This is a genomic window from Flavobacterium sp. GNP002, assembly GCF_054343795.1.
The window spans coordinates 358,698-371,594 of the sequence record NZ_JBTGUW010000001.1; the positions used below are offsets into that span (position 1 = coordinate 358,698).

The window sequence follows — 12,897 nt, forward strand, 5'->3', positions numbered from 1 at the left end:
TAATATTTAAGTAATTTATTATTTTATTTATTCTCGTTTTGCATCACCAACTTTCTTGTCAATCTCGCAAAGCGAATATACAAAAATAAAGCGGCAGCAGTTAATCCCGCTAAAAGTCCGATCCAGATTCCAACAGCTTTCAGTTCCGTGTATTTTCCTAAATAATAGGAAATAGGAAAACCAATAACCCAATAGGCCACAAAGGTAATGTACATAGGTATTTTTACATCTTGCAAACCACGTAACGCTCCTAAAACAACCACTTGAATACCATCTGAGATTTGGAAAATAGCAGCAATCAATAATAATTTTGAAGTGATTAGAATGATTTCTTCATTATCAAGCATTTGAGCTGAATCTGTCATATTCAAGAATAGATGTGGTAAAAAATTATGAAACACGACAAAGATAATTGCGAAGAAAGTTTCTAGAATAATCGCCAAAAGAAAAATTGATCTTGCCACAACAATCAAGTTTTTATAATCGTTCATTCCTTTGGTATGGCTCACTCGGATCATTGCTGTAACACTTAATCCCATAGCAACCATAAAAGTGGAGGATGCCAGAATAAGTGCAATCTGATTGGCAGCCTGACTATTTTTTCCCAAAGAACCGGAAAGCCAAATCGCCGCGGTAAACAAAGTTACTTCAAATAACATTTGCATTGCTGAAGGTAAACCAAGGTTGATGATTTTTTTCAGAATTGATTTTCGAATTTCTTTGAAACTGAAATTCTTAAAATATTTTTTCAAAGCCGAGTTTCTTTTCATCAGATAATGCATAAAAACTACCATCATTATTCTGGACAATACCGTTCCCAATGCAGCACCCAGAATTCCTAATTTTGGAAAAATCCAAATTCCGTAAATTAGCACATAATTAAAAAAGACGTGCACTACGTTAGCCATAAATATAGCGTACATAGAATATTTTGTTTTAGACAATCCATCGGCAAATTGTTTGTAGCCCTGATACATAATCACCGGAATTAAAGAAAACGCAACCCAATCAATATAAGGAGCAGCCATTTCAGCCACTTCCTTGGGTTGGTGCATAAAATACATAATTTGTTTAGATAGCACCGTCAGAATAAATAATACAACTCCTAAAATCGTACATAAAAGCAATCCATGATGAAAAGTAGTGCGGATTTTTTGATCATTTTTTTCGGCATCAGCCTCAGCCACTAATGGGGTAATTGCAGTAGAAAAACCTATTCCTAAGGACAAAGCAATAAATATAAAACTATTACCCAGCGAAACCGCTGCTAACTCAGTAGAACCTAACTTGCCTACCATGAAATTATCAACTATACCTATTAATGTATGTCCTAGCATTCCCAGAACTACTGGATAAGCTAATTTAATATTATAAGAAAACTCTTTGAAGTATTGAGATAAATTCACTTTTGCTTTTTTTTGATGGCAAAGATAATTAGAAGCTTTCAATTGCATCAATACTATTACATATATAACACTTCTTTTTTAGTACATAATTTCACCCAACAAGGAATTCTATAACAAAACCAAGTAATTCTATAACAAAACAGGCTTATGAGGGCTATACATTTGTAACGTTGTTTTGAATTAAATAAAATCAAGATAACACCAAAAAAATTATTAATAAAAAATATTACAATTATGAAAACGACAGGAAAAATCAAAATGTTATTTGTATTCGCAATAGCAATGATGTTTGCTAACAATGTACAAGCACAAGAAACAACAACTACAGCTACAAATTACGATCAAGGATTCCGTTTAGGATTTGGTGCAAATGCAGGATATTCAACTAACGACCCTTACAAATTATCACTTGGTGCGGATGTAAGAGGACAATATGATTTATCAAAAAGATATTCTTTGACGTTGACTACAGGTTACACTAATTTATTTGTAAGCAAAGCTGATGGGTTTGCTGGTCAAACAGAAGGAAAAGATTTAGGTATTATCCCAGCTAAAGCAGGTTTTAAAGCTTTCGTATGGAATGACCAATTTTACCTAATGGGAGAAGCTGGTGCAGCATTTGCAACAAGTAACGTAGAAAACACAAGAGATAAAACTTCTTTATTGTTATCTCCAAGTATAGGTTATGCTACTAAGTACATAGATATTTCTTTGAACTATACACACTACAATCATTTTGATCGTTTAAACAGTAATGGTTCTCTTGGTAGAGGAGTAGGACAAGTTGGTGTACGTTTAGCTTATGGTTTCAAACTATAAAAAAATATTGAGTTAGTTATAAAAAATGCGCTAAATTTCAGCGCATTTTTTGTTTACTATCGGGAGTACTTTTTATCTGTCAAAGTTTTCATAAAGGCTATAAGCTGTTTTTTTTCTAAGTCAGTAAGATTCAGTTTATCTTCTGGTAACGTTTGGTTTTGCAAATTAAATCCCAATCCGTTTCCACCGCCTTCATTGTAAAAATCAATTACTTCTTCCAGTGTTTTAAAAACGCCATTGTGCATGTATGGAGCTGTCAATTCAACATTTCTTATAGTAGGTGTTTTGAAAGAATTACGATGAATTTCAGCTTTCGTTAATTCAAATTTACCCAAATCAGCATCTAATTTTTTATGTTTATTAGGAACGCCCAGCACTTCACTTTCTGATTTCATAAAACTTGGTGGTACCGTTCCGTTTGTTAATGGAATAAAATGACAAGTAGCACATTTTGCCTTTCCAGTGAATAAATTAAAACCTGCAATTTCATCCAAATCAAATTTTTCCTCTCCTCTCATAAACCCATCAAACTTTGAATCATAATTACTCAATGATCTTATATAGGATGCCAATGCGTTCTTTATCCCAAATTCATCTATTGCTGCTTTAGGAAATGCTTTTTGGAACTTGGCAACATAACTCGCTTCTTTTTTTAAAGCCTCCACTGATTTTGCTAAAGAACCATGCATTTCATTTTCATTTATAATTACCGCGACAGCCTGATCTTCTAAATAATTGACTCTGGAATCTGAGAAAAAAGCACGCTGAAATGCAATGTTAGTAAGTGTAGGCGTATTTCTTTTTACCAACGATTTACCGTCTAATGAAACTGATTTCTCCAAACCATCCGTAAATGCTTTATCAGAATGATGACAGGAAGCACAAGAACGAGAATTATCTCCTGATAAAACAGGATCATTAAACAATAACTTTCCTAATTCTATTTTTTCAGGTGTAGTTTCATAATCTGGAAATGCGGAGAAAGCTTCGGCATCAAAAGCGTTTTCATCAAATAGCGTCTGTGCCGTTGTTTTCAGTCCTCTTGTTTCTTTTATAAAAGGAATTTTTAAGCTGACTTGCGTTTTATACAAACCGACACTTAACGGATTAGCGATTTCTCGAATAAAAAAAGCGCGGTCGAAGGCATTAAAGTTGGTATTCTTTTTTAAATATTCCTTGCCTTTTTTAATCGTTTTTAAAACCTTCTGAAATGATTCATCGGGTGAATTATCAGCATAGATTTTATAATATTTCTCGATACTTTCTAATGCTGATACTGCTTCTGGAATAGATTTTTGAGCAATCGGGGAATCAAATCCGGTTATTCCCAGGGTTATGATTCTAAAAACTTCCAAACGCATCGCATCAAAAACGTGGGAATCTGTGAATTCATTTGTCTGTGATACTTTGTCCAAACGCTTTAAATTAGCCGATAGAATTCCCATTTCTTTCAGCAACTCCGCTTTTGATTTTGGATTATATGCCGGAAAAATAAATTCTTCAATCACTTGAAATCCTTCGGGAGGCAAAGTCTTTCCATCATTTTCTTCAAATTCAGCCAAAGCTGGACCATTTATAGCTTTAGAGACAGCAGGAAAATAATACTCACTTATCGTTTCCACTTGCTTGTAACTGCTGTGCGCATTTAGAAATTGTTTCTGAAGCTGAACTGTTGAGGAATTTAACTTTATTAAATGTTCCAATTTAGAAACCTCATCTATGACTTTTAGAATATCTGATTTGAATACATTATTTACCGTTTCATGCTTAGGAATAGCATTTTGGCAAGAAACTAATACAATTAAAACCAATAAAACGAAACTATTTTTCATGATAAATGCGAGTAACTTTAAAAAATTGTAAAAAACAAAAACCACGGTTCCTACTCAGAAACCGTGGAGATTTGTAACTATGTGATAGGGTTTATTATCGTGCTAATCCTTTGATTAAAACAATTTGGCTTGCCTGATCTTCATTTGGACGATTCGTTCCTCCATCAACACCTTTATATTTTGTCCCTCTCCAAGTATGAGGCTGAACACTCAATAAGAAAGTATCATCAATCCCTAATTGTTCAGAAACATCAATCATGGCTCCGTATTCCCAATCCCCAAATTTACTTGTTCCTCCTACATTATATTTAGTAGCATCTGAAGCCGTACGACGGTGGTCTAACTCAACAACCACTTTCAATTGTTTTGTCGCCATGTTGTATTGATAGATGTAAGCGTCATGTGTTTCATCACCATATCCATTGGCATCTTCCTGAACATAAACGTAGTTTTTTGTCACACAGATATTATCTGGATTTTGGAATTTCCCTGCAATTCCGGTACGGTCATCTCCATCAAGAATTACTTCAAGAGTACCAGCCAAAGGATTGCTTGCATCCAAGTTCAATTTGTAAACTCTACCATATTTTGTTCTTGAAGCATCTGCATTGGTTCCGGTTGTATTTTGTCCTGTAACATTAAAATAGATTTCTCTTGCTCCAGCATCTGAACCTTTTTTATAATCCAAATCCTCTACTCTTCCAAATTTGATTCCTTTCAATGTATTTACAGAAGCATTTATAGCCGCTCCTGTCATTGTAGTATGGTTCTCAATTTTCACAAAAGAAACACCGTACGATTGATTGACAACCATATCTTTCTCTCTCTGATTGTTATCCGTTCTTTTCATCATGTATAAAGAACCATTCGTTAAATCACCAACAGTGTTTGAAACATACATAAATACTTGACCGCCATACGTTCCTGAATCATCATCTCCAATTACAACTACCGTTTTTCCTGCAAATGCAGACGCTTTTAATGGCAAAGCATTTTCAGCACTTATTCTTCCTAAAGCAGGTAATTCTTTAGAAACCGAAGCAGAAGCAACATCTCCAAAAGGATTTATGGCATGAGTGCGCGATTCTTCACCAGATTCTCCACAAGTTAAATACAATGGACCAAAACCATTTTCAGCAACTGTTGCCATTGTAGCACCACATAACCTCCAAGTTCCACCATTAGAGTTCAATAAATATTCTCCTTTTGTAGGTTTGAATGTTTTGTCAAAAGTTACTCTTGATACCGCAAAATTGTCTTCGTGATTCACCAAAAAAGTAAAAGTACCATCAGCATTTTTCAATAATCCTGATCCATCTGCAGAACCTCCAAAAACAAAATTTGGGCTTCCTGCCAAAACATCGTCAGAACCAATCAATGAAAAAAGCTCTAAGCTTTCAAAACCAGCTTGCTTTTTCAATAAGACAGGAGTCGCTGATTGATTCGCTAAAACAACACTCGTTGGTTCATTAGAAGATTTAGCATCATTCTCACATGAGATTAAGGATACTAAAAATAACATTGGTAAAATAATTCTTTTCATCTTGGTTGATTGTTTAAATTTCAAGCAAAGTAATGCCGTCAATTTAAACTCTGAATGAATTGAATATTAACAAAAAGCCAAGAGTTGACTTTTTGTTAAACACGAGAAAAACAATAATTTTACATACTAACAATACCGTAATGCAATAATAAACTTCAAGTAACTTTAGTAAGAAAATCTATTAAATTAATTCTCTTACTTCAGCATTTCTTTATACATTTCAAAATTAGCTTTCACTTTTTCGTCTAACTGTGGTTCCTTAATGTCAGTATATTTTTGCATTTCTTCCCAAATAATTTTGGCAACAACATAACGTGCCATTTCCTTATCATCAGCCGGAATAATATACCACGGCGCATTTTCAGTAGCCGTTTTATTAATTGCCTCTTCATAATACTGCATGTATTCATCCCAATGCTCGCGCTCTTTCAAATCTCCAGGCGAAAATTTCCAATGGTGCTCTACTTCTTCTAATCTTCGCAGCAAGCGCTTGCGTTGCTCTTCCTTACTCATATGAAAGTAAAACTTCAAAACAATAGTTCCGTTTTGTGTAATGTGCTTTTCAAAATTATTAATTTGCTCCAATCGATCTTCCCAAAACTGTGGCGTCACATCTTCTACTTTTTCAATTCCAGGCAAATTTTCATTCAAAATATATTCTGGGTGAACGCGTGTCACCAAAACATTCTCATAATGTGTTCTGTTAAAAACAGCGAATTTCCCTTTTTCTGGCAAAGCCAAATAATGTCGCCACAGGTAATCGTGTTCCAGCTCCGTTGAATTGGGTGTTTTAAAACTATGCACCTCAACACCACGCGGATTAAATTCCTTGAAAACTTCCCGAATCAGACTATCCTTCCCAGAAGTATCCATGCCTTGCAAGCAAATCAAAACGCCATATCGATTGTGCGCGTACATCACATCCTGCAACTCGCTCAATTTCTCCTGAACTTTGTCCAGTTTTTCCTCTTTATCATCCTCACTGGCTCCATTAAACAAGTTTGTAGGGATTTTAGACAAATCAATTTTGCCAATCACTTTAAAATCATCGGGGTTTATAGACTTCATAAGAAATATTTTATCTTTGTAAACTCAAATATAACAAATTATAAGGAGCATTTTCCAGCTATTCGTTGCAATCTTTTATTATTTTAAAGAAAAATAATAAAAGGATTTCCTCTTCAAACAAAGTTCACTGAACTCCTATGAAGATAGAAATTAGGTGAAGTAATCTGGGCTAGGCACTCCTATTCAAATCAAATACAATGGAAAAATTCACACTCGAATTATTATTTCAAATCATAGGTATTGGTTCCGCATCAGGACTTATTTACAAAGACAATTCCCTACTGATTATTGGTGACAACAGTGGTTTTCTTTATGAATACCACATGGATTCCCATGATTTAAAACGCCATCCGTTACTGGAAAACCCAACAGAGAACACGCTAAAAAAAGATAAAGCAGATTTCGAAGCCATAACCCATTTTGGTGATAGTTTGTATGTTTTTGGCTCCGGTTCCACCGAAAAAAGAAACAAAATGATACAAGTCAATGCTACTGATAAAAAGATAATCGCCACAAATGACCTCACCGATTTGTATGCCGTAATGCAAAATTTTGGAGAAATAAAACCCGAAGATTTCAACCTCGAAGGCGCCATCTATAATGGCGAAAGTTGGTTTTTATTAAATCGTGGGAACGGAAGCTCCAATAAAAATGTCCTTTTCACCATCGAAGGAAAAAATCTGACTAACGATTTTGCTATTCTTTCAAACGACTACAAACTCCCAAAAATAAAAGGAGTGCGCAGTAGTTTTACCGATGCTATTTTAGTTGACAATAGCATTTATTTTTTGGCCACAGCCGAAGATACCGAATCTACATATGATGATGGCGAAGTTTTAGGAAGCCTTATTGGGAGTATCAACCTGAAAACCATGAAAATCGATTTTACACAAAAAATTAGTAGCACCCATAAATTCGAAGGATTGACTTTGTACGCAAATTCAAAAGAAAAAATAGAATTCCTGCTTTGTGAAGATAAAGACACCGAAGTTTTAGAAACAGATATTTATAAATTAACTTTAGACAAAAAATAATATTCATTTCAGTCAAAATCACAGAACGTTAAATTTAGATTAAATAGAAAATCAAAATAGATTTCAACTATAAAACCTACTACTTTTACAGTAAACTAAGACTTTTTTGGCCTAAAATAATATACAAAATGACAGACTTAAAAAATAAAAATGCCCTAATCACCGGCGCAGGAAAAGGAATTGGTAAAGCAATCGCTTTGGCCTTAGCCAAAGAAGGCGTAAATATAATTTTAGTAGCACGTACGCAAGAAGAGATAGACAGTGTAGCTGCAAAAGTGCGTTCTTTACGAGTAAAAGCAGTGGCAATAACTGCTGATGTTGCTGATATCAATTCGGTAAATAGTGCAGTAGAAAAAGCATTAGCCGAATTTGGAACCATTGATATTTTAATCAATAATGCCGGAATAGCCGCTTTTGGAAAATTCCTGGAATTAGAACCAACTGATTGGGAACGCATTATTCAGGTAAACTTAATGGGAACATACTACGTAACTCGTGCCGTTTTGCCAAATATGATTGAAAGACAAACGGGCGATATCATCAATATTTCTTCAACAGCAGGATTAAGCGGAAATGCATTAACGAGCGCTTATAGTGCTTCTAAATTTGCTGTTTTAGGATTAACAGAATCGCTGATGCAGGAAGTTCGCAAGCATAATATTCGTGTAACCGCATTAACGCCAAGTACCGTTGCCACAGATATGGCCAAAGAATTAAACCTGACCGATGGAAATCCTGATAAAGTAATGCAAGCTGAAGATATGGCTGAATTAATCATCGCGCAACTGAAACTAAACCGACGCGTTTTCATCAAAAACAGCAGTATTTGGTCTACGAATCCTTAAAATTAGTCGAAAGTCAAAAGTCTTAAAGTCGAATGACCAATATTTAATAAAAAAACCATTAAGAGATTAAGAAAATTAAGCGGAAGACTTAATGAAACTTAATCTCTTAATGGTTTAAAAACTTAAATGACTTACATGTTTAATAATTAAACCAAAGCCGAAACAAAATCCATTCGTACACTTCCATCTTCATCAATTTTCGTCAAATTAATATCGTGTAAGGTATTGACTAATTCAGGATTCCAAGGCGTTTTTACTTTTACGTAATTTTCAGTAAAACCGTGAATGTATCCTTCTTTATTTTCACTTTCGAACAAAACAGTTCTATTACTTCCCAATTGACTTTCGTAAAAAGCACGGCGTTTTTTTACGGACAAACCGCGCAACATTTTGCTGCGTTTAGCACGAACATTAGCAGGAACAACTCCTTCCATTGCAGCAGCTTCAGTATTATCTCGTTCCGAATACGTGAATACGTGTAAATACGAAATATTCATTTCATTCAAGAAATGGTAGGTCTCTAGGAAATGCTCGTCTGTTTCACCCGGAAAACCTACAATTACATCTACGCCAATACAAGCATGCGGCATCACTTCGCGAATTTTATTTACGCGTTCCGTATATACTTCGCGTTGGTAACGACGTTTCATCAATTTCAAAATGTCATTGCTTCCAGATTGCAACGGAATATGAAAATGCGGAACAAAAGTTCTACTTTTCGATACAAATTCAATGGTTTCATTTTTCAATAAATTGGGTTCAATAGATGAAATTCGCAATCTTTCGATTCCTTCTACTTTGTCTAATTCCTGAACTAATTCTAAGAAGGTATGTTCGTGTTTTTTATTTCCAAATTCACCTTTTCCGTAATCCCCAATATTTACTCCGGTAAGAACAATTTCTTTTATGTTTTGCTTCGAAATTTCTGAAGCATTTTTCAATACATTTTCCAGTTCATCACTTCTAGAAATTCCTCTTGCTAACGGAATCGTGCAATACGTACATTTGTAATCACAACCATCCTGAACTTTTAAGAAAGCACGGGTTCTGTCTCCTATCGAATAACTCCCAACATAAAAATCAGCTTCGGCAATTTCACAGGAATGCACTTCGCCAAAATCATTTTTCGACAAATCATTGATATAATCTGCCAATTTAAATTTTTCAGTTGCACCAAGAACTAAATCCACTCCATCTACGCTTGCTAATTCTTCCGGCTTCAATTGCGCATAACAACCCACAGCCGCAACAAATGCTTTATCATTCAATTTCATTGCTTTTCGCACGACTTGTTTGAATTGTTTATCAGCATTTTCAGTAACTGAACAGGTATTAATCACGTACATATCAGCCACTTCTTCAAAATCAACACGGTCAAATCCTTCGTCTTGTAAGTTACGGGCAATTGTAGAAGTCTCTGAGAAGTTTAGTTTACAGCCTAAGGTATAAAAGGCTACTTTTTTTCTGTTTTCCATAAGATAACTCAATTAATGAAATCGTTGTCAAAAAATTGAGTGCGCAAATTTACAAACAAATCCATTAAAACATTAGATTATCTCCATTTTTAAGAAACACTTTAATTAAGATTTATTCACTCCGTCACATAACGGCAGACAAACTACTTATCTTTGAAAAACAAATCAAATCATTATGTCAAAATTAATCTATTTTAAAAGGTATTTGTACGTTATCGACCGCTTGAGAAGCAGACCTTGTAGTTTTAGTGAACTGCAAGATCATGTGATACATAAACTACAACAAGACGATATTGATATGACTTTTGAGTATGCCATACGAACTTTTGAACGCGATAAAAAAGATATTACAACTCTTTTTGGAATCGTTATTCAATACAACCGAAAAGACAAAAGCTATACTATTGATGAAGAAGAAATAGAAGACCAATCCGTGACACGAATGATCGATGCCTTTTCGATACATCATGCACTTCAAGAAGGAGATAAACTCTCGCCTAGTGTGTTTCTTGAAAAACGAAAATCATTGGGAACCCGAAACATCTACGGGATTATTCATGCGATACAAAACCGCGCTATTTTAAAATTTACTCATCAAAAACATTGGGAAGATTTTAGTACGCTACGGGAAGTAAAACCAATTGCCATAAAAGAATCGCAACAAAGATGGTATTTGGTTGCTTTGGATAAAAAAGATGAAACTGTAAAAACCTTTGGACTAGACCGAATCTCAAGTCTAAAAATCACAGATACCAAGTTCAAACCTTTTCCTTATCATGTAGAAAAAGAATTTCAACACGCCTTTGGAGTCGAGACTTATGCTCGTGCCGAAAAAGTAGTTTTGGAATTTTCCAAGCAACAAGGCAACTACATCAAAACATTTCCGTTGCACGAATCCCAAAGCATTGTGGAAGAAACCGAGGATACAGTCCTGCTAGAAATATGCATTCATACGACCAATGATATTATAATGGAACTCTTGAAATACGGTAGTAACGTAAAGGTTATATCTCCTATTTCGCTTCAAAATGAAATCAAAAATAGCATTTCGAAAATGTCAAATTTGTATCAATAATGAAAAATTTTACAGCCATAGATTTTGAAACGACACAAGGCTACCGTTGGAGTATTTGCCAAGTTGGATTGGTTAGAGTTGAAAACGGAATCATTACCAAAGAAATTAATCTATTAGTACAACCTCCCAATAATTGTTACTGGAGTCGCTTTACGGACATACACGGAATTACCGCAAAGACACTGTGAATGCAACCACTTTCGACCAAGTTTGCATCAAATTATTCCCTTTATAGAAGGCCATAATGTAATTGCTCATAATGGTTTTGGCTTTGACTTTCCAGTTTTGAACAAAACACTCAACTACTATAATTTACCAATTCCTGACTATAATAAATTCTGTACTTATAAGATTTATAGGTCAAATTTAGCTAACTTGTGCCAAGAACACAATATTCCACTTAATCATTACAATGCGCTGAGCGATGCTAGAGCTTGTGCGGAGTTGTATTTGAAAAGTTTGAATGAAAATAGAAAATAAAATTTATGGATAAAATAAAAACCCTTTTACAACAAGTTTCAAGTATTCGAAGAGAATATGAAAAAGCAAAAATTACTGAAGAGAATTTTAATGTTTTTTCTGTTATGAATATGGAGCATAGTGAAGTTAATACTCATTCCTCAATTATAGGTGAACTATTGAATCCTAACGGTTCTCATGGGCAAGGAGATGTTTTTTTAAAATTTTTTATTAGTGAAGTGCAAAATTCCTTTGGGTCAGATATTGAATTAAATAATTTTGACACTTTGATTAATGATAAAATTTGTGAAAAGACTGTTAGTTTAGATATAGATTGGGAGAATATTACTGGAGGCAGAATTGATTTAATTCTAGAAGATAAAAATCAAATTCTAATTATTGAAAATAAATTATATGCTATTGATCAACCTCTTCAGTTAATTCGATATGACAATTATGCCAAAACAAAGAAAAAAGAGTACAAGATTCTCTATTTAACATTGTTCGGAAAAAAAATAGAAAAAGAAGAAAAGTTAAATGGAATAATAAGAGGCTATAATTTTATACATACAGAAATAAGTGAATACAAACTTTTCTCTGAAAACAATAAAAACAATAATTGCTTGTATTATCCAATTTCATTTGAATTTCACATAAGAAATTGGATAAAAAAGTGCCTTGAAAATCGAGAATTAAAACCCTTATTAAAATCAACTTTACAACAATATTTAGCATTAATTGAAAAAATAACATTCCAAACAATGAGCGAAAAAATGAAAAAGAAAATTGTATCAACAATACTAGAAAATCCTGAAGAGAATATTAAAAGTGCTTTTGAAATACATACAACTATATATAATTTAAAACGGGAATTATACAATACATTTATTGATAATTTAAAAAACAAGATAGGATTCAAAGAAATTGAAGGAGCTAATAATATAGATATTGTTGATATAAATAATGATGCAGAATATTGCGGTGTATATTTGAATTTTACAGTTATAAAAAAGAATACAATTGGAGTGTTTTTTGGAAGGAAAAATGATAATTCACCATTTTCAGAAAATGTTTTTTTTGGCTTTAGAAAGAAAGAAGGTCTAGAAGATTTAATTGAAAAAATCGAAAATAAATATAATTTCCTTTCTACTCCCTTTTGGATTTATAAAAATTCGGAATTTAATAATTGGGGGGATTCTCCTGAAATTTGGGAAGATGTAGCAAAAGGCAAAGAAGGAAAAGTTTACCAAGAAATAATATCAGTAATAAAGGAAATCATTGAAATTGAAAAAATCTCTAATTAAATATTAAAAACTATCCTCAAAAAACGACACACCCACC

General features: G+C 33.6%; 11 protein-coding genes. 6 read left to right on the forward strand and 5 right to left on the reverse strand.

Annotated elements, in window-relative coordinates; translation table 11 throughout:
• Positions 1-23: 23 nt before the first annotated feature.
• Positions 24-1,406 (reverse strand): MATE family efflux transporter, encoded by a 1,383-nt coding sequence (locus ACXX80_RS01635; RefSeq protein WP_458551732.1) that lies wholly within the window; start codon positions 1,404-1,406, stop codon positions 24-26.
• Between the two features lie 234 nt (positions 1,407-1,640).
• On the opposite strand from ACXX80_RS01635, the gene ACXX80_RS01640 reads away from it, so the two are divergent.
• On the forward strand, positions 1,641-2,225 hold the full coding sequence (locus ACXX80_RS01640; protein ID WP_417950354.1) for a hypothetical protein: 585 nt from the start codon (positions 1,641-1,643) through the stop codon (positions 2,223-2,225).
• A 56-nt stretch (positions 2,226-2,281) separates the two neighbouring features.
• Here the strand turns inward: ACXX80_RS01640 and ACXX80_RS01645 are convergent, their stop codons facing one another.
• The 3 genes from ACXX80_RS01645 to ACXX80_RS01655 form a co-directional block, all read right to left on the reverse strand.
• On the reverse strand, positions 2,282-4,057 hold the full coding sequence (locus ACXX80_RS01645) for a cytochrome c peroxidase (protein WP_458551733.1): 1,776 nt from the start codon (positions 4,055-4,057) through the stop codon (positions 2,282-2,284).
• Positions 4,058-4,151: 94 nt separating this feature from the next.
• On the reverse strand, positions 4,152-5,600 hold the full coding sequence (locus ACXX80_RS01650) for a PhoX family protein (RefSeq protein ID WP_458551734.1): 1,449 nt from the start codon (positions 5,598-5,600) through the stop codon (positions 4,152-4,154).
• Positions 5,601-5,795: 195 nt separating this feature from the next.
• On the reverse strand, positions 5,796-6,668 hold the full coding sequence (locus ACXX80_RS01655; RefSeq protein ID WP_458551735.1) for a PPK2 family polyphosphate kinase: 873 nt from the start codon (positions 6,666-6,668) through the stop codon (positions 5,796-5,798).
• A 197-nt stretch (positions 6,669-6,865) separates the two neighbouring features.
• Here ACXX80_RS01655 and ACXX80_RS01660 point away from each other — a divergent pair, with 197 nt between their 5' ends.
• Positions 6,866-7,702 (forward strand): DUF6929 family protein, encoded by an 837-nt coding sequence (locus ACXX80_RS01660; protein WP_458551736.1) that lies wholly within the window; start codon positions 6,866-6,868, stop codon positions 7,700-7,702.
• Positions 7,703-7,830: 128 nt separating this feature from the next.
• Positions 7,831-8,547, forward strand: a complete 717-nt coding sequence (locus ACXX80_RS01665) for a 3-ketoacyl-ACP reductase (protein ID WP_458551737.1) — start codon at positions 7,831-7,833, stop codon at positions 8,545-8,547.
• Between the two features lie 146 nt (positions 8,548-8,693).
• Here the strand turns inward: ACXX80_RS01665 and mtaB are convergent, their stop codons facing one another.
• Entirely contained in the window at positions 8,694-10,022 is a 1,329-nt protein-coding gene (mtaB, locus tag ACXX80_RS01670; protein WP_315207222.1) for a tRNA (N(6)-L-threonylcarbamoyladenosine(37)-C(2))-methylthiotransferase MtaB, read from the reverse strand.
• A 175-nt stretch (positions 10,023-10,197) separates the two neighbouring features.
• On the opposite strand from mtaB, the gene ACXX80_RS01675 reads away from it, so the two are divergent.
• The 3 genes from ACXX80_RS01675 (at position 10,198) to ACXX80_RS01685 (ending at position 12,860) form a co-directional block, all read left to right on the forward strand.
• A complete protein-coding gene (locus ACXX80_RS01675) occupies positions 10,198-11,097 on the forward strand; it encodes a helix-turn-helix transcriptional regulator (protein ID WP_458551738.1) in 900 nt (299 codons plus the stop codon).
• Positions 11,097-11,285: a 3'-5' exonuclease family protein gene (locus ACXX80_RS01680; RefSeq protein WP_458551739.1), complete on the forward strand. Its 189-nt coding sequence runs from the start codon at positions 11,097-11,099 to the stop codon at positions 11,283-11,285. The genes ACXX80_RS01675 and ACXX80_RS01680 overlap by 1 nt, the downstream gene beginning before the upstream one ends.
• 297 nt (positions 11,286-11,582) lie before the next feature.
• A complete protein-coding gene (locus tag ACXX80_RS01685; protein ID WP_458551740.1) occupies positions 11,583-12,860 on the forward strand; it encodes a PDDEXK-like family protein in 1,278 nt (425 codons plus the stop codon).
• Positions 12,861-12,897: the final 37 nt, after the last annotated feature.